At 69.4% G+C, this 17595-nt stretch carries 20 protein-coding genes; 13 read left to right on the top strand and 7 right to left on the bottom strand.

Annotated features, from left to right (window positions below; genetic code table 11):
- Positions 1–33: 33 nt before the first annotated feature.
- Positions 34–501, top strand: coding sequence for an STAS domain-containing protein (locus AMA02S_RS03495; RefSeq protein WP_067451334.1), 468 nt, complete (start codon positions 34–36; stop codon positions 499–501).
- 150 nt (positions 502–651) lie between these two features.
- Complete coding sequence (locus AMA02S_RS03490) at positions 652–1362, top strand: hypothetical protein (RefSeq protein WP_067451331.1); 711 nt, start codon at positions 652–654, stop codon at positions 1360–1362.
- Between the two features lie 30 nt (positions 1363–1392).
- On the opposite strand, the gene AMA02S_RS03485 is transcribed toward AMA02S_RS03490, so the two are convergent.
- On the bottom strand, positions 1393–1833 hold the full coding sequence (locus tag AMA02S_RS03485; protein WP_067451328.1) for a VOC family protein: 441 nt from the start codon (positions 1831–1833) through the stop codon (positions 1393–1395).
- Positions 1834–2118: 285 nt separating this feature from the next.
- The gene (locus tag AMA02S_RS03480; protein WP_067451325.1) at positions 2119–2724 is read right to left on the bottom strand and encodes a TetR/AcrR family transcriptional regulator; all 606 of its coding nucleotides are present in this window, start codon (positions 2722–2724) and stop codon (positions 2119–2121) included.
- A gap of 300 nt (positions 2725–3024) precedes the next feature.
- Here AMA02S_RS03480 and AMA02S_RS41300 point away from each other — a divergent pair, with 300 nt between their 5' ends.
- The 3 genes from AMA02S_RS41300 (at position 3025) to AMA02S_RS03470 (ending at position 5141) form a co-directional block, all read left to right on the top strand.
- Entirely contained in the window at positions 3025–3180 is a 156-nt protein-coding gene (locus tag AMA02S_RS41300) for a hypothetical protein (protein ID WP_157430349.1), read from the top strand.
- A 362-nt stretch (positions 3181–3542) separates the two neighbouring features.
- Positions 3543–3974, top strand: a complete 432-nt coding sequence (locus tag AMA02S_RS03475; RefSeq protein ID WP_218004825.1) for a beta/gamma crystallin family protein — start codon at positions 3543–3545, stop codon at positions 3972–3974.
- A gap of 171 nt (positions 3975–4145) precedes the next feature.
- Positions 4146–5141, top strand: a complete 996-nt coding sequence (locus AMA02S_RS03470; protein WP_067451319.1) for an NAD-dependent epimerase/dehydratase family protein — start codon at positions 4146–4148, stop codon at positions 5139–5141.
- On the opposite strand, the gene AMA02S_RS03465 is transcribed toward AMA02S_RS03470, so the two are convergent.
- Entirely contained in the window at positions 5123–5644 is a 522-nt protein-coding gene (locus tag AMA02S_RS03465) for a tetratricopeptide repeat protein (RefSeq protein ID WP_067451316.1), read from the bottom strand. The genes AMA02S_RS03470 and AMA02S_RS03465 overlap by 19 nt on opposite strands.
- A 386-nt stretch (positions 5645–6030) precedes the next feature.
- Here AMA02S_RS03465 and AMA02S_RS03460 point away from each other — a divergent pair, with 386 nt between their 5' ends.
- Positions 6031–7644, top strand: a complete 1614-nt coding sequence (locus tag AMA02S_RS03460; protein WP_067451313.1) for an alkaline phosphatase D family protein — start codon at positions 6031–6033, stop codon at positions 7642–7644.
- Here AMA02S_RS03460 and AMA02S_RS03455 read toward each other — a convergent pair.
- Complete coding sequence (locus AMA02S_RS03455; RefSeq protein ID WP_157430347.1) at positions 7634–9382, bottom strand: hypothetical protein; 1749 nt, start codon at positions 9380–9382, stop codon at positions 7634–7636. The genes AMA02S_RS03460 and AMA02S_RS03455 overlap by 11 nt on opposite strands.
- 345 nt (positions 9383–9727) lie before the next feature.
- Here AMA02S_RS03455 and AMA02S_RS03450 point away from each other — a divergent pair, with 345 nt between their 5' ends.
- From AMA02S_RS03450 to AMA02S_RS03440, 3 genes are all read left to right on the top strand, one after another.
- Positions 9728–9943 (top strand): hypothetical protein, encoded by a 216-nt coding sequence (locus AMA02S_RS03450; RefSeq protein ID WP_067451308.1) that lies wholly within the window; start codon positions 9728–9730, stop codon positions 9941–9943.
- A 522-nt stretch (positions 9944–10465) separates the two neighbouring features.
- The gene (locus AMA02S_RS03445) at positions 10466–11830 is read left to right on the top strand and encodes an NYN domain-containing protein (protein WP_067451305.1); all 1365 of its coding nucleotides are present in this window, start codon (positions 10466–10468) and stop codon (positions 11828–11830) included.
- Positions 11831–11920: 90 nt separating this feature from the next.
- Positions 11921–12568, top strand: a complete 648-nt coding sequence (locus AMA02S_RS03440) for a tetratricopeptide repeat protein (protein ID WP_245667330.1) — start codon at positions 11921–11923, stop codon at positions 12566–12568.
- Between the two features lie 36 nt (positions 12569–12604).
- On the opposite strand, the gene AMA02S_RS03435 is transcribed toward AMA02S_RS03440, so the two are convergent.
- Positions 12605–13156, bottom strand: coding sequence for a lipase family protein (locus AMA02S_RS03435; RefSeq protein ID WP_067451299.1), 552 nt, complete (start codon positions 13154–13156; stop codon positions 12605–12607).
- Positions 13157–13271: 115 nt separating this feature from the next.
- On the opposite strand from AMA02S_RS03435, the gene pyrE reads away from it, so the two are divergent.
- Positions 13272–13808: an orotate phosphoribosyltransferase gene (gene pyrE, locus AMA02S_RS03430; RefSeq protein WP_067451296.1), complete on the top strand. Its 537-nt coding sequence runs from the start codon at positions 13272–13274 to the stop codon at positions 13806–13808.
- A 27-nt stretch (positions 13809–13835) separates the two neighbouring features.
- Here the strand turns inward: pyrE and AMA02S_RS03425 are convergent, their stop codons facing one another.
- Complete coding sequence (locus AMA02S_RS03425) at positions 13836–14297, bottom strand: hypothetical protein (RefSeq protein WP_067451293.1); 462 nt, start codon at positions 14295–14297, stop codon at positions 13836–13838.
- Between the two features lie 9 nt (positions 14298–14306).
- Positions 14307–15050: a DedA family protein gene (locus AMA02S_RS03420; protein WP_067451290.1), complete on the bottom strand. Its 744-nt coding sequence runs from the start codon at positions 15048–15050 to the stop codon at positions 14307–14309.
- Between the two features lie 326 nt (positions 15051–15376).
- On the opposite strand from AMA02S_RS03420, the gene fbaA reads away from it, so the two are divergent.
- The 3 genes from fbaA (at position 15377) to AMA02S_RS03405 (ending at position 17556) form a co-directional block, all read left to right on the top strand.
- Positions 15377–16399, top strand: a complete 1023-nt coding sequence (fbaA, locus tag AMA02S_RS03415) for a class II fructose-bisphosphate aldolase (RefSeq protein WP_067451287.1) — start codon at positions 15377–15379, stop codon at positions 16397–16399.
- 68 nt (positions 16400–16467) lie between these two features.
- Positions 16468–16917, top strand: coding sequence for a winged helix-turn-helix transcriptional regulator (locus tag AMA02S_RS03410; protein ID WP_067451284.1), 450 nt, complete (start codon positions 16468–16470; stop codon positions 16915–16917).
- Between the two features lie 153 nt (positions 16918–17070).
- Positions 17071–17556: a GNAT family N-acetyltransferase gene (locus AMA02S_RS03405; protein ID WP_067451281.1), complete on the top strand. Its 486-nt coding sequence runs from the start codon at positions 17071–17073 to the stop codon at positions 17554–17556.
- Positions 17557–17595: the final 39 nt, after the last annotated feature.

Raw genomic sequence — 17595 nt, 5'->3', positions numbered from 1 at the left:
GGTGAACCGGCGAACGTAAGGAGGGTGCTTGTCATGCTCGCGCAGCCCACCCCGCAGCCCACAACGATCGTCGTCCCGCCCGTGCCCAGTGCCCCGGTGACCCACGCCTCACCCTCACCCGACCGGCCGAGGCTGACCATGAGCTCCGCAGCCCACGACGAGGGAGTGGTCCTGACCATGACCGGCCACCTGGTGTCGGAGACGGTGGTGACCGCGGAGGCGAACATCCTGACCACGATCGTGCTGGCCGAGCAGCCCCTGCGGCTGGCGCTGGATCTCTCGCGGATCGACGTGATCGACGCCCAGGGCGCCAACCTGCTGACCAAGGCCCGCTTCACGGTGCGCGCCGCCCGCGGCACGCTCTACCTGATCGCCCCGGAGGGCAGCCCTGCCCGACGGATGTTGAACCGGCACCTGCTGAAGTCCGTGGTAGAGCGCAGGGAGGACCTCCCACCGGCGGGTTGCCTATCCACCTATACCCCCACCGAAAGCGCCGCCTGACGCCCGTGCCGCGCCTGGGCCCCGCAAGCCGCCCCATAGGGCCCTAAGGCCCTGGTGACGAATTTCGCACCATTCTAGATTCAACTCCCAGCTGGACACCTGAAGTGCCCATTCGACACATGGGCGAGGGTTCACGCGGAGGAGAAGAATATGAATAACGCGAAGCGCGCGGCGGTGCTGGTGGCGTCCGGGCTCGTCCTGGCAGGCCCCATGCTGACCGGCTGTTCGGGGGACGCGACGGAGAAGGCGGCTGCTCCGCGAGCGGCCCACGCCAAGCAGGGCGAGGCGGAATCGCAAGGTAAGAGGGCCCCAGCGAGAACGCACTACACCAAGAAGTACAGCCGATGGGAAGAGAAGTATTTCTCGGGAATCAAGCGGTGCGTGCGAGTGAGCATCTGGGGCACGGCGAAATACGATGTCGAGCACACCGTCACCGGATCGGTGCCGGTCCACGCCTATAAGAGTCTCAAGGTCTCCGCCCCCACGATGCGCGCTTCCGTCCTTGCCAAGTGCGGCAAGAAGAAGACCTCGAAGGCCAAGGCCGCCAAGCTGACCCAGAACTGGTACCAGACCACCTGTTCGGCGGACGTCCAAGTGGGCATCCCATGGTCGGTCGGCGCCACTCCCCACTGCGGCAACGGCAAGGTCGCCGGACGGACCACCTCCCACAGCGGCACGAGCACGACCTACACGCAATACAACTCCCAGGCCAACCCCGTGAAGTGGTCCGACCAGGGCCTGCCGAGCTGGGCCACCGTCAAGAAGTCGATGTGTCTGACCACGTACTCCACGGCGGTCATCTCGGTGGGCTCCAAGTCCGACCGGGGCAGCTACAAACTGACCCAGTGCTGGAAGCCGTAAGGGCCGTTGACGAGAAGGGCCGGGCAGCCTTCAGCCGAGCTGCTCGGCCAGTCCGACGATGATGCCCTCGGGGCCACGGACGTAACAGAGTCGGTAGATGTCCTCGAACCGCGCCACTTCGCCCACGAGTTCGGCACCGTGGGTTCGCAGGCGGGCGATGACGTCCTCGATGTCGTCGACGGCGAACATGATGCGACGAATGCCCAGCGTGTTCGCCGGCGGGTCCTTCGGCTCGGGTGTGATGGCCTTCGGCGTGTGGAACTTCGCCAGCTCCACTCGGCCATGGCCGTCCGGAGTCCGCAGCATCGCGACGTCCTGCCGGACGTCGTTGAGCGCGATGACGCGCTCCGCGAATCCTCCCTCAAGTGACCCCTTGCCCTCCAGTTCCATGCCGAGTTCGACGAAGAACGCAATGACCGCGTCCAGGTCGTCGACGACGATAAGGACGTTGTCCATCCGCTGAATCGCCATGCTGGGTCTCCCTGTATGTGGTGTGGCCACGTCTACCTCTGAGACGGAACCGACAGGCCATTATCGACAACCGCCGTCCGGTTGCCGGCGAGCACGGCACCGCGAAGCCGTACAGCCTGACGTCGCGGCACCGGCCCCAGCGCGGCGATGTACCCATGCTCGACCTGCTGGCGGCTGTCAGGTGCGCTGACGCTCGTCCTGCTGCCGGATCAGTTCTCATCCGGTCGCACCCCTCGCCGCGCTACGCCAGGCCGCCTGCCCCGGCGAAACGCATGGTGTTTCGAGCTAGGCGGTGCCTTGCGGATCTTGGGGGTGATGGTCGGGGATGAGACGGCCGATGAGGTGGGCGACCAGGTCGTCGGTGTGGGTGATGGGCAGGGCGCCGGGGATGAGGACCTGGTGGGTGACCAGTGAGTGCAGTGCCATGTACATCAGGGTGAGATCGCGAGTGTCGCCGGGGCTGTGGCGGGCGGCGAGGTCGGTGAAGTCGTCGCCGATGCCGGTGCGGGTCATCTGAACCATGATCGGTTGCAGGTCGGGCGTACGAGCAGCCTCCAGGGCCAGCTCGATCGAGGCGATCTGGAGGGTGGGGTCGGCGACGGCCTGACGGACGCTGCGCTGGAACAGGGCGATCATGCCGTCACGGTCGAGCGGGCCGGTCACGGCTTGGCGGTGCTGGTCTTCGCGCCGCCGGTAGCGCTCCAGGACGCGGTCGGCGATCTGGTGGAGCAGTTCCTTGCGGTTGCGGAAGTAGTGCAGCGCGGTGCCGGTGGGCATACCGGCGTGGGCGTCCAGAGCCCGATAGGTGACGCCGCGGGCTCCACGCTGGGCCAGCAGTTCGATAGCCGCGTCCAGCAGAGCCGCTCGCCGTTCAGGGTTGGTCCGCACCATCGGCCGTCCTGTCCGTGTTCTCGATCGCGGAGACCCACTCGCCGCGCGTTCGGGCGGTGCTCTTCGCCGCGGTTGACGCTCCAGGTAGCCGATCGGTGACAGCATCCTCGCACTTCAAGGCGATCTCTTGTCGTTCTGTGAGTATAGAACTACCGTCAGTGTTGACCGCAGCAACTGTACCGATCTGATCGTAGCGAATCACTTGTAGCGGTATCGCCCCCTCGTCACCCGTGCCCGCGGTCGGCCCGGGCCCCACAACCCGTCCCCAGGGCCGACACCAGTACCGGCCCGGCTCTGACTATGCGCGGCGACTTGGTCTACATGACCTGGAAGGGAGTGGACGGCGACCAGCGCATCCTCTTCAGCCGTCGCAGCGGCGTCACCTGGACCCCTCCCCAGTCGATACCGGGCGCCAACACCAGCTTCCGACCCGCCCTGGCAACCACCGGCGACTGAATCAGACATCGCCGAGACCACGAGCGCGACGCCCATGCCACCGCCCCGGTACCAGTCGCTCCCAGTCGCGCCCGGACGAGGACTCCGCTCGCAATCCAGAACCTCACCTCAGAATCGAATCGGAGAGCACAATGCGCAGATCAATGATGAAGATGCTGCTTCCTGCCCTCACCATGCTCGGCGGTCTCTGCATCGCCTCGAATGCTTCGGCGGCCCCGTCAGTTCGTCCGGGATCCCAGCCGGCCCTGGGCGACGTCCAGATCGCCCCGACGCCGGGAGGGGCCGGCCAACCGTCGACCGGCTCGGCACCAAAGGCACCAGCGGGCCGGCACTGCGTGGTCGATCTGTCCCACGACAACGCCATGACCTGTCACGGCAGCTTCGCGGAGGCGATCGCCGACGCGACCGGTGGCCGGATCACCAACGCACCCGGCAAACCGGGCGACGCCCTACGGGACCCGCGGTTCAACGCCGCCATCGAGGACGCCGGCAGGCGCGACGGCCAATACGTCACCTCCATCGAGTTCGTGGACGGCAACTTCGGCGGCCAGAGCGTCGCCTTCTCCACCGACCATGCATGCACCGGGCCCACCTCCGACGTCGACTATGAGTACCCCAACCTGCACGCCATCGGCTGGGGCGACCTGATCTCCTCCTACAGGACCTACTCCGGCTGCTGGGTGAGCCACTTCGAGCACACGACTTTTGGAGGCACCAGCACCGGCTACCAGTCGACCCGCAACTACATCGGCAACGCCATGAACGACCTGACCAGCTCCCTGCGCTGGTCGTAAACACCTACAGGTGACACGAGCGGGGGCACCGGGATCGTGACCGGGCTCCGGACGGGTTCCCGCGCATGGCGCGGGAACCCTTTTCCGTCGTCGAGTCAGGGAGGCGCTGGGGGTTCCGCTGTCAGCGTGCAGGTGTTCCGTACAGTACGTACGTTTGGCAGAGTTTCAGGCATGAGGCTTCTGATGCTGGGCGGGACCGAATTCGTGGGGCGCGCCATCACCGATGACGCTCTTGCGCGTGGCTGGGAGGTGACGGCTTTCCACCGGGGGCGTCACGAACCGCCAGAGGGTGTGGGTTCGTTGCACGGCGACCGGACGGAGGACGACGGGCTCAAGGCGCTCGCCGAAGGGGAGTGGGACGCGGTCGTCGACACGTGGTCGGGTGCACCGTCCGCAGTGCGCGACGCCGCGCGGATGCTCTCCCGACGTGTCGGACGCTACGTCTACATCTCCAGCCGTTCCGTCTACAGGTTCCCGACACCGCCCGGGCTCGACGAGGGGGCGCCCGTGGTGGACGGCTCCCCCGATGACGGCGACGTCGAGTACGCCGAGGCCAAGCGGGGTGGTGAGCTCGCCGCGATCGACGCGTTCGGGGATCGGGCGCTGCTCGTACGGGCGGGGCTCATCATCGGCCCGTACGAGAACATCGGGCGGCTGCCCTGGTGGCTTACGCGGATGGCGCGCGGCGGACGGGTGCTTGCTCCCGGCCCACGTGACCTCGGGTTGCAGTACATCGATGTCCGTGACCTCGCGGTGTGGACGCTGGACGCCATCGAGAACGGCCTTGGCGGCCCGTACAACCTCGTCAGCCCGCCCGGCTTCACGACGACGGGCGAGCTTCTGGAGACCTGCGTCCGGGTGACCGGCTCGGACGCGGAACTGGTCTGGAGTGATCCGGCGCCCCTTCTCGCCGCGGGAATCGAACCCTGGATGGATCTCCCGCTCTGGCTTCCGCCCGGCGAGACCTACGACTCGCTGCACCGGGGGGACGTGACGAAGGCCCTGAACACCGGGCTTCGCTGCCGTCCTGTAGAGGAGACGGTCGCCGACACGTGGGCGTGGCTCCACCGGATCGGCGGGCAGGCTCCGCTGCGTCCCGACCGTCCAGGAGTGGGGTTGAGCCCGGAGAAGGAGGCCGAGTTCCTGAGTCAGGCGGAATCGACCTGATCGGGTGGGGTTCGCTGGCCCTGGTCGAACTCGGACTCGAAACGGGTCGCGCCCAAGGCCGCGCGGGCTGATGCGGTGATTCGGTCAACGTCGGTGCGTTCGGCAGGGGGCAGCGGGGCATCGACGGACGTGCGGAGCGCGGCGGCCGAGCCGAGCAGGCGGGCCGCCGCTGCGGGGTCTCCGTCCAGGGCGCGGACGCCCGCGATGCCCTCGAAGGCGACCGCGACGGCGCGCGGGTCGCCGATCTTACGGGCGGATTCGAGGCCGTCGCGGTGCCTGGCGAGTGCGGTGGACGGGTCGCCGCGGAGTTCGGCGATGAACCCGAGTTCGGCCAGGTCGAGCGCCAGGCCGGGCTCGCCGTGCACCGTCCGCACCCAGGGCAGCCACGGGGCGAGGTGCGCCTCCGCGTCGTCCAGGTCGCCGCGACGGCGGGCGGCGAGGGCCAGGCCGACTTCGGCGAAATGCTCGGCGACCCTGTCGGACTGCCGGGCGGCGAGACGCATCGCGCGGCGGTGGTGATCGGCGAGGGTGTTCGCGGCCGCCGTAGATCAGCCTCTACGAGGGACTCTCCGCTTATCAGGCTGTCGACAACTTCCAGTACCTCACGCAGGCTCTCCGCGACATGAACGCCTGGTCGGTCGACCAGGGCCTGAGCCCAGAGGTTCTTCCTGACCACCAGGTCGGTCATTATGACGGGCGTCCGTGCTCGACCGCCATGCGTGCCTGGGCGCGGGCTCCGCTGTGTTCTCCTGCCTCCACGACGACCGTCGCCCGTCATGCGCGAGAAGGTCATCCGGCTCCCGTGAGGCACGTTCCCGGGGTGCTGTTCACCTTGTAGATCGTCTCTTCAGTGGACGCGGCGCCCTCCCGTCCGCTAGAGAGACGTTCTATGACCGCTTTGGTACTCGGGCCCCACCTCCGGCATGTGAGCGCGCACACCGCGACGATCTGGGTCGAGACCGACCAGCCGTGCGAGGTCCGCGTCGTCAACGCCGAGCATGGGCTGGACGCGGGCGCCCGCACGTTCACCGCGCACGGCCACCACTACGGGCTCGTCGAGATCGACGGGCTCGACGCCGGCGCGCGAATCCCCTACGAGGTCGTCCTGGACGGCGAGAAGGTCTGGCCCGAAGCCCCCGACGGCTTCCCCGCCAGCCAGATCAGGACCCTGGACCCCGGCGGCACCCTGCGGATCTCCTTCGGGTCGTGCCGCCGCTCGCCCGGCACGACGGAGGAGTTCGGCCACGACGCGCTCGCCGCGTTCGCCCACCGCCTCCGCAGCGGCGCCGCCGAGGTGTGGCCCGACATCCTGCTCATGGTCGGCGACCAGGTCTACGCCGACGAGTTGAGCGAGGAGATGCGCACGTTCATCCGCGGCCGCCGTGACGCCGACGAGCCGCCCGTGGACGAGGCCGCCGACTTCGAGGACTACACCCAGCTCTACAAGCTGGCCTGGCGCGACCCGGCCGTGCGGTGGCTGCTGTCCACCATCCCCACCTTCACGATCTTCGATGACCACGACATCCGCGACGACTGGAACACCTCCTACGCCTGGCGGCAGGACATGTGGTCGCGGCCCTGGTGGAGGGCCCGCATCACCGGCGGCATCGGCTCCTACTGGATCTACCAGCACCTCGGGAACATGTCGCCGCGGGACCGCGCGTCCGACCCCGTCCACAAGGCGGTGCGCGCCGCGTCCGGCGACGTCGGTCCCATCCTGGACGAGTTCGCCGAGCAGGCCGACAAGGAACCCGCGACCACCCGCTGGAGCTACGCGCACGACTGGGGCGGCACCCGGTTGATCGTCGTGGACAGCCGCTGCTCCCGGCTGCTCACCGCCGACCGGCGCGGCATGCTCGACGACGAGGAGTTCCGCTGGCTGGACCAGCAGTGCCGCGGCGGCATGGACCACCTCCTCATCGCCAGTTCCCTGCCCTACCTGCTGCCGCGTGCGATCCACCACGCCGAGTCGTGGAACGAGGCCGTCGCGGGCGGCGCGTGGGGCAAGCGCGGCGCCGGGCTCGGCGAGAAGATCCGGCAGGCCGCCGACCTGGAGCACTGGGCCGCGTTCGAGCGCTCGTTCCGCGAGGTCGCGGGCGACGTCATCGCGGTCGGACGCGGCGACCGCGGACCCGCGCCGGCCAGCATCTCCTTCCTGTCCGGCGACATCCACTACTCCTACCTGTCACGGGTCATCGCCCCCGACACCCAGTCGAAGATCACCCAGATCGTCTGCTCGCCCCTGCGGAACCCCCTCATCGGAAAGTTCCGCTGGGCGAACCGGATCGCGTGCGCACGCGTGACGTCCGCCCCCTTCCGCGCCCTGGCGAAACTGTCGAAGGTCCCCCCGCCGCCCCTGCGCTGGCGGATGACGGACGGCCCCTGGTTCGACAACGCCATCGCGACCGTCGAACTGTCAGGCCGCGAATGCAAGGTCCGCTGGGAGAGCCCGCAGAACGAGAAGACCCTCACCGAAATGGGCCGCGCCACCATCACCGACTGACCGTCCGACCGTCGGCGTCATGGCGGCGAACGGCGCGAACCCCTGGGCTGCCGCACCGCCCTTCCAACAGAGCGGCCTGCGGGTTCGCGCCCATCCGCCGCAACGCGTCCAGGAGTCGCCGCACGGCGTACGAATTGGTGACACGGCAATCGGCTGCGACTCGCTCAGCGAGCCGGGCGGCCTGCGCGTCCGCACCGATCCGGCGCATCGCGTCCAGCAGTCCCGCGACCTCGGCCGGGTCGCGGACCGGGCAGGACAGGGCGGCCCGCTCGGCGAGCGCCGCAGCCGGCGCCTCAGCCTCGATCCACTGCAGTGTGTCCAGCAGCCGTCCCACCGTGTTCAGCTCGCTGACCGGGCAGTCGGTGGAGATCCAGTCAAGGAACGCGTTGGCCTCCGGTGCCTCCAGGGCCTGGATCAGCGATCCCATGCCGTTCCGATTGATGGAGGCCTCGAGCGCGGCTCGTGTGGTCAGCTTCACTGCCTGCGCCTGCCCGCCTCTATCCTGCAGCACGATCAGAAGCCTCTTCACCTCCAGCGGATCTGTGAGGGGGAACTGCAAGACCGCGCGCTCGGCCAGTCTCAGCGTCTGCGTGGTAGCCCCTGCCTTCGCCAGGACGTCCAGCAGCCCTCCTACGCTGCCCGCAACTGCGCACGGGGCAGTGTCGGCGACCCGCTCCGCGAAGGCTGCGGCTTGCCGATCGGCTCCTGCCGCCCGCAAGCCGCGCAACACCAGTGCCACGTTCCCCGGGTCGGCGGACGAAGCTTCGGAGGCGATCCGTGCGGCGTACACACCGATCTGCGCTCGCGCCCCCATCTTCCGCAGAGTGCTCAACAACTCCCCAGCGGCGGCCGCATCGGTGCATGGGCATTGCTCGGCGGCCAGTGCCGCGAGTGTCGCAGCCTGCGTTTCGGCCCCCATCTCACGTAGATCCCGCAGATGCTCCGCTACGGCGGCCGGCAGTGCGAATGGGGCTTGGGCCGCGACCCGTTCGGCGAACTCCGTGGCCAGCAGGTCGGCCCCCAACTTCCGCAAGGCATCCAGGAGCAGCCTCGCACCGGTGCTGTCGGTGAACGGACAACCGCCGGCCGCCCTTTCGGCGAGTGCCACGGCCTGCTCTTCGGCCCCCATCTCGCGAAAGGTGTCCAGGAGCCGCGCCACGGCGCCCGCATCGGTGAGAGGGATGTCGCGAATGGCGCCGCCCGGGGCACTCGGCGACGAGGACTCCAGCCGGTCGAGGAGGTCTTCGAGGGACTGGCAGCGTTGCTCGGCCTGTGCGGTGCGATGGCGGGCGTGCTCCAGCGAGCTGGTGAGATCTGCGATCTCCCGTTCCAGGCGCTCCCTCTCGGCGCGCATGGCCGCGCGGTCGGCGTCATGGGCGGCCCGTAACCGGCAGTGCTGGTCGTTGAGCTCCTCGAACCGGCGGATCCGGTCGGCGAGTTGCTCCTCCAATGAGCGGGCGTAGCGTTCGGCCTCGCGGCGGCCCACGTCCGCCACTTCCAGTTCGTCGCTGATCAGCCGCACCCGGTATTCCTGCGGGTGGGCGACTTCAAGCGCCTCCAGTTGGAGCCGGGCCAGATGCTCGCGAACCTCCTGGGAGACCTCTTTGCCCTGCTCGGCCAAGACGATCAGCAGCTTGTCCAGGAACCAGTGGTCGCGGGGCACGCGCTTGCCGTTCAGGTAGCGCGACAACGTGCCCTTGTCGACGGGGTACAGGGCCGCGAAACGGTTGATCGACATCCCCGCGATCCGCCAGACCTCGCGTAGCTCCCCTGCCCAGGCCCGCACCTGCGGGGAGAGGGTGGGGTCCAGTTTCTTAAGGGCGGCTGAAGTTCCGGGGACGAGATCTGTCATGGCGCTCATCTTCGGTGTCCGAAGGCGCGAGCACAGTGTCGTTGTCCATGTCCGGGTGTTGCCATTCGGTGCAACCCCCGACGAACCGTCGTTGCGGCGTGGTGCAACCCAATGCGGGGCTGGCTTTCTGGAACCGCACCCCGGCGCCGCACGCGCATCGGGGCCAGAGAGGAAGACGACGTGGGCTCCGAAAATCGCCCGGTTCCGGCCAGATTCCCCGATGTTCGCGCGGTGGTGATCCTGATAACCGCCTGCCTCGCCGGGGCCATCGCCGGCACCGTGAGTTTCCTGTGCTTCCGGTCACCGGCTCAGGCGCTGCGCGACGCCGTCACCGCCCTGTGCGGGGTCACCGGCCTGCTCAACCAGGTCAGTGCCGCCAGCGCCGCACCGCCCGTCCGGGAGGGCGGCGAGCGGAACGCCGGCGATGAGGATGAGGACGGCTCCTAGCTGGCCAGGGTCTGTCTCGAAGTGGCCCAAGCCGCGGCGCGAGCGCGCTACCTGACCGGTGCGGCGACGCCGGCGGCGAGCCTCACCGGGAAGATCGCGAAGCGATGTCACACTCGCCCGGGCACGGTCACGGTGCGAGCCGCCAGGCGAGCACCGTGGGCCGGGACTCTGAAACACTGCCGCCATGGGCGCCTTAAGGGCGGGTAGCGTGCACCTCAAGTGAACCTTCGACCTGCTGCTTCCCGTAAAGATCATGGGGTTCCCTCAGGACGAGCCGGAACGGCTGGTAGCGTCCGCCGCGGCTCCCGATTCGTAGTTACCGGGGAGTCGCGAACCGGCGCGGCGTCATGAAAGAGTGGCGAATCACCGTATTGGCCTACGGGGCTTATGGGCTTCACTACGCTATAAGCGGCCCCGAGGTCACTACGCCGGCCCGCATCCCCGAGCGCAGGAAGGCAGGCCGCCGCACGATGGTCACTCCCGCCAGCCTGACGGCCCCGTGTTGAGGAAGGGCGGTGTCGCATGGATCGCTGCGCGCTGTTCGTAGACGCCGGCTACCTGCTGGCCGATGGCGCGATGGCGGTGCACGGAACCCGCCATCGCGAGACGGTCTCGTGGGATTTCGGCGGCCTCCTGCAACTGCTGAGCAACCTCGCGAGGGAGCGCACCGGCATCCCGCTGCTGCGCTGCTACTGGTACGAGGCCACCATCGAGGCCAGGCGCTCCGCCGAGCATGAGGCGCTCGCCGACCTGCCCGGGCTGAAGCTGCGGCTCGGCCGGATCCGGCCCGGCCGGCGCGAGGGCGTGGACACCGAGATCCACCGCGACCTGATGACGCTCGCCCGCAACGAGGCGCTCGCCGACGCGGTCGTCGTCAGCGGCGACGAGGACATCGCGCGGGTCGTCGCCGACGCCCAGGACCTCGGCGTCCGCGTCACCATCGTGCACGTGGCCGTGGACGGCAACTGGACGATCTCCCGGGTGCTGCGGCAGGAGTGCGACGACCTCATCGAGATCGGCTCCGGGCACCTGCGGCCCTACGTCAACCTGCTCGCCGGCGTGGACGGGTCGTCCTCGCTCGGGACGAGTCCGCTGTCCAATGGGCACAGCAACGGCAGCAGCAGCTCGCTCGGGTCGCTGCAGTCGACCCCGCAGAACGGGCCGCCGCCGTCGTCGCCGCTCGGGGGGCAGCCGGTGCCGTCCGCGCCGTCCGTCCGCGATCTGGGGCCGGCGATGACGTCGAACACGTCGATGGCCACCGGTCCCCTTCCGCTTCCCAGCTCCAACGGGCCCGGAGGGGCGACCAGGCCCGGCGGCTCTGCCGGGTTCGGCTCCTTCGGCAATGGTGCCGTGCAGCCTCCCGCTCCGCTCCAGGCAGCACCCACGTACGGCCCGTCCTCCACGCAGGCGCCGCCACAGTTGCCGGCGACCGGTTCGCAGTACAACTCGCCGGCCCCGTCACCGTCCTCACAGCCACCGCCGCAGTCCTTGCCGCAGTCCTTGCCGCAGCCGCTGCCGTCCAACCAGTCGCAGCCGGTGCAGCAGCAGATGCAGCAGCCGGCGCAGCAGCCCACCGGGCAGCCGCACGGCCCCTACACCGGCCCGCAGCAGATCGCACCCGCCCCGGCCCAGCAGAGCGCCCCCACCCTCGCGGACGCGGTCAAGGCGGCGCACCAGGAGGGGCAGGACTTCGGTGAGTCCGTCGCCCGGGACGCGCCGGCGCTGTGGCTGGAGGCCGTCCTCGCCCGCAAGCCGCGCATGCCGTCCGATCTTGAGGCGCGCCTGCTCCAGGGCTCCTCGCTGCCCATCGACTTCCTGCTGCACGACGAGGTACGGCACGCTCTGCGGCGTGGGTTCTGGGATGCCCTAGAACGTTCCCGCAGGTGAACGACATCCACCGGACGCATTCGCGTAGGTAATTCACGATCATCATCGATTCGCCCGCTTCGGTCGCCGGACGACGGGTAGCGTTGAAGCGTGACGCATGTGACGGAAGACGATCTCGACGATCTGGAGTTCGACACCCTGCGCACCGGCGATCACATCTCGGCGGCCCGGCGCCTGTCCGAGCTCGCCGAGGCGGTGTCGGGCGGGGTCTCGCGCGCCAACGTGCTGCTGCGCGCGGGCGAGCAATGGCAGCACGCCGGCGACCATGCCAGGGCCGCCGAGCTGTACCGGCGGGCGCTGGACGACGGCGGCGAGGTCTACGGCGACCCGCGCGCCTACCTGGCCGACGCTCTCTTCGAGCTGGGCCGGGGCGACGAGGCGCGCACGCTCGTCGAGGAGATCCGCGCCGACAAGCCCCGCGACCCCGAGGTCTATCGCGCCGTCGCCGAGGTCCTCTACGCCCAGGGCGACGCGTCCGGCGCCCACGAGTGGGCCACCAGCGGCGCGGACGTCGTCCTCGCGCTACGCGACCGCGTGGTCGGCACCGGCGTCGGCGGCCCCGACGCGGCGCCCGCGCCCGTCGCCGAGTCGCTCACGCCCGGCCTCGACGACGTCGCGCTCGCCGAGGACAGCCTTGAGGCGCTCCTCCGCCTGCGCTACCGCGCCCGCATCGACCTGGGCCGCGCCGAGGACGACTACGACGCGCTCCTCGACGACCTCCTGAAGAACGACGCCTGACCTCCGCGCCCGCACGTCCCCGCACGTCCCCGCACGTCACAGGGTCGCGACCAGCTCGCCGAGTGCCTGGGCGACCGCCGCCGGAGGTTCGTGCTCGATGACCGGCCAGCCGCGCAGCCGGGCCTCCCTGACCATCTGACCGTGCCGCGACGCGCCCTCCGACGCCCCGATGCGGTCGGCATGGGTGCGGAGATAGCCGCAGGGGGCCTCCGGCCAGTCGGGGGGTATCGGGACCCGGCCCTCGTCCCGCGGGGCGTCGTGGTCGTGGTCATGGGCGCGCAGGGGGCGCGGCAGGTCCGCGTCCAGGAACACGTAACCGCCCACCGGACGGTGCGCCGCGCGCTGCGCCAGCGCGATGGCGGGCAGCAGCGGCCCCGCCGCGCCGTGCGCGATCAGGACGAGCGGGACCACCGGGTCGGTCGCGCTGATGATCAGAGAGACGTGGGCGACATAGCGGGCTCCGGTGCCGTCCGGTACGTCCGGGGCGATCACGTCCAGGCCGTAGGAGCGCAGCATCTCCGGAAGGTCGCCCCAGGACGCGGACGTGGCGTTCGGGGCGTGCAGCAGGACGAGGGAACCGGGCGTCACGTCCTCACCGCCTCGACCACCGTGCGCGAGGCGGCCCGCCGCCGCGTCGCCTCCGGAAACCGTATCGGGCGGAGCGCGTGCACGGGCGCCGGGCAGGGTGAATAGGGTTCCTTCCGTGACCGATCGTGATGAGCTGCTGAACGCAATCAAGGACAAGGCCGTCGTCCACGGCGACTTCGTGCTCTCCTCCGGCAAGCGCGCGTCCTGGTATGTGGACCTGCGCCGGGTGACGCTGGACGGGACGGTCGCGCCGCTCGTCGGCCGGGTGATGCTGGACGAGACCGCCGACCTGGCCTACGACGCCGTCGGCGGGCTCACCCTCGGCGCCGACCCGGTCGCCGCCGCCATGCTCCACGCGGCCGCCGCACGCGGACGGAAGCTGGACGCGTTCGTCGTCCGGAAGGCGGGCAAGGCGCACGGGCTTCAGCGGCGCATCGAGGGCCCGGACGTGACCGGACGCCGCGTCCTCGCCGTGGAGGACACCTCCACCACCGGCGGCTCGGTGCTGACCGCCGTCGAGGCGCTCCGCGAGGCCGGCGCCGAGGTGGTCGCGGTCGCCACGATCCTGGAACGCGGCGCCGCCGGACGCATCGCCGCGGAGGGTCTGGAGTACCGCCACCCGTTCGACGTCACCGATCTGGGCCTCGGCTGACAGGTTCGTGGGGGAGTTCCGGGTGGCTCAGCCCCTCGCCGCCACGAACCATTGGCCGCGCTGGCCGGCCGGCTTCGCCGGCTGCTGCCTGCCGTAGATCACGACCCGCAGCGAACCGCCGTTGGTGGCGACGACCTGGAGGGGCGTTTCCTCGTACTTGCGGATATCGCCGGTGGACAGGGTGCCCTGGGTGAGTACCTCACCGGTGTCGGCCACCCGGACGACCACGGCGGTGGCCGGCCCGGTCACCGTGATCACGAGCGGCAGCACCGCCGACGCGGAAGTCGGCGTCCGGCTCGGACCTGCCTTGTTCTGCCCGCCCTCCCCCGGTGTCGGGGAGACGGTCGTCGGATCGGGATCGGGATCGCCAGAGACCGCGTTCACCAGAGCCGTGCCGCCGACGACGAGCAGAGTCAGTGCGGCGACCACGGCTACGGCCGCGATCAGTATGCGCGCGAGACCACGAGGGTCCGACCGATGACGTCCCACATGGGGAGGTTAGCGATAACTGTCACCGCTGAGCGACGGACGTGACTCTTCAGAGCCATTCTTATTCGTACCGTTGTGCTTTGCCCCCTTGTGCGAGGATCCGCGACCCTTCATGATCTCGCGCACGATGGGGATGACCGACAGGATCAGGATCACGGCGACGCCGGGCAGGATGTAGCGCTCGACGTCGGGCACCTCGGAGCCGAGGAAGTGGCCGAGCAGGAACAGGGCGTCCGTCCAGATGACGCCGCCGACGACGTTCCAGATGAAGAACTTGCGGGTGTCCATGCCGAGCATCCCGGCGAGCGGGTTCAGGAACGTCCGCACGATGGGGATGAACCGCGCCAGGACGACCGCCCTGGCCGGGCCGAACCGGTTGAAGTAGTACTCGGCCTTCTCCACCCACTCCTGCCGGAAGATCTTGGAATCGGGTCGTTCGAAGAGTCTGCGGCCATAGCGCGCGCCGAGCCAGTGCCCGAGCTGCGCGCCGGTGATCGCGGCGATCGGGCCGCCGATCAGCAGCCAGGGCAGCGACAGCGGCTGGAATTCCTGCCCGTTGACGGTCGAGACCGCCGTGAGGATCCCCGCCGTGAACAGCAGCGAGTCGCCCGGCAGGATGCAGCCGATCAGCAGTCCGGTCTCCGCGAAGATGATCGCGAGGACGCCGATCGTCGCGAACGTGCCGAACAGCTGCAACCAGGCGGTCGGGTGCAGCCACTCGGTGATGTCAAGGGGAAGGGTCGTGAGATCCACACAGCGAGCGTACCCGTCCTGACGCTGCGAATAGGTGGGAAACCGCACCTGACGCGCCGTCCGGACACCCCTGAGCAGCAGGCTGGCGTACGCACGGGAATCCGAGATACTGGTGCTTCCGCAGAGGCGAGCAATCCAGGGACAGGAGACTGGCCGATGCGGCGCCCCCCTGTGGAGTGGGCGACTCTCGCAACGAAATACTGACCGTGGACGGCATGCCCTGCCCGGACCGCGTGACCAGGGCGCTCACCTGGGTACGCGGTCGACGGGTGCTACCGCCCGGCCGGATGCCCGGCGGCACCGCTGCGTACGAAAGGACGCTGACAATGCCCATCGCAACGCCCGAGGTCTACGCGGAGATGCTCGACCGAGCGAAGCAGGACGGCTTCGCCTATCCCGCCATCAACGTGACGTCCAGCCAGACGCTGAACGCCGCGCTGCGCGGCTTCGCCGAGGCGGAGAGCGACGGGATAGTCCAGGTGTCCACCGGAGGCGCCGAGTACCTTTCCGGCTCCACGGTGAAGGACATGGTCACCGGCTCCACCGCGCTGGCCGAGTACGCCCGCGTCGTCGCCGCCAAGTACCCGGTGAACATCGCCCTGCACACCGACCACTGTCCCAAGGACAAGCTCGACGGCTTCATGCGCCCGCTGATCAAGATTTCCCAGGAGCGGGTGGCGCGCGGCGAGGAGCCCCTGTTCCAGTCCCACATGTGGGACGGCTCCGCCGTGCCGCTGGAGGAGAACCTGCAGATCGCCACGGGCCTCCTTGAAGAGTGCGCCAAGGCCCGCATCATCATGGAGATGGAGATCGGCGTCGTCGGCGGCGAGGAGGACGGCGTCGCCAACGAGATCAACGAGAAGCTCTACACCACGCCCGGCGACGCCATCGCCACCGCCGAGGCCGTCGGCGTCGGCGAGAAGGGCCGCTACATCCTCGCCGCGACGTTCGGGAACGTCCACGGCGTCTACAAGCCCGGTTCCGTCAAGCTCCGCCCGGAGGTCCTGAAGGAGATCCAGGACGCGGTCGGCTCCAAGTACGGCAAGGAGAAGCCGTTCGACCTGGTGTTCCACGGCGGCTCCGGCTCCAGCCTGGAAGAGATCCGGGAGGCCGTCTCCTACGGCGTGATCAAGATGAACGTCGACACCGACACCCAGTACGCGTTCACCCGTCCGATCGCCGACCACATGTTCCGTAACTACGACGGGGTGCTGAAGGTCGACGGCGAGGTCGGCAACAAGAAGCAGTACGACCCGCGCTCCTGGGGCAAGGCCGCCGAGGCCGCGATGGCGGCGCGCGTCACCGAGGCCAGCGAGCACCTGCTGTCGGCCGGCAAGAGGCTGAAGTGACCCCGCGGGGCCCGGACCTGCGGTTCGGGCCCCGCGTTTCATGACAGGACTCCGGTAACCTCGAAGGCGTGGCACTGCCCCGCACGTACGAGTCACAGAACTGCTCGATCGCCCGCTCCCTGGAGGTCGTGGGCGACCGCTGGACCCTGCTCGTGATCCGCAGCGCCTTCGAGGGCATCCGGCGCTTCGACGACTTCCAGGACGCCCTGGGCGTGGCCCGCAACGTCCTGACCGAACGCCTCTCCCGCCTGTGCGACGAGGGCATCATGCGCCGCGTCCCCTACCAGGACCGCCCCGAACGCTTCGAATACCGCCTCACCCGCAAGGGCGTCGAACTGTGGCCCGCCATGATGACCCTCCTGATGTGGGGGGACCGCCACTACGCCCCCGACGGCCCACCCCTGCTCATAGGCCACCAGGGCTGCCCCGGCATCCTCACCCCCCGCTTCACCTGCGACACCTGCGACGCACACCTAGGCCCCAGCGACGTAGAACCCCGCCCCGGCCCAGGACTCTGACCCCAGCCAGCACGGCAGGTGTGGCCCCCAAGCCTGCCAGGCATGAAACTCCAGTTGCTTCACGCAACTTTGTGCGGTGCAATGGGTTGCATGACGCAACTCGATGTTCGCGGGGCTGCTCGGGTCGTTTCGCCGGTTTCTGGGTGGCCTGGGGTGCCCACCCTGGAGGACGTGCGGGTCCGGCCGTACGGGGTGGGGGACCGGGAGCGGCTGCGGCGAATGTCGAGGCATCTGTCCAGGAACAGCCTCTATCTGCGGTTCTTCTCGGGGACGCCGCGCATCCCCGATCACTACGTCCGGGCGATGGACCGGCTCGACCACTGGGACCGGGAGGCCATGGTCGCGTTGCTGGCGGGCGAGATCATCGGGATCGCCGAGTACGTCCGGGACGATCAATCGACGTGGCGGGCGGAGATCGCCGTGCTGGTCGCCGATCCCTGGCAGCGGTGCGGAATCGGGGGGCGGCTGGTGGCCGACCTCGCCGGGCTGGCCGGACGGCGGGGGATCACCGAGTTCCGCGCGGACGTCATCCAGACCAACCGGGAGGTGGTTCTCGCCGTCCGCGACGCGTGGCCCACGGCGACGTCCCGGACCGCGGAGGGCGCCACGCGGTTCCGGTTGCCGCTGCCCATGCCGTGACCACGCATGCCACCCGGGTTGATGCGGACGGGCCACGTC

This window comes from Actinomadura macra NBRC 14102 (assembly GCF_001552215.1).
GTDB classification, from domain to species: Bacteria; Actinomycetota; Actinomycetes; order Streptosporangiales; family Streptosporangiaceae; genus Spirillospora; species Spirillospora macra.
This window is presented reverse-complemented; position numbering and strand designations above follow the sequence as displayed.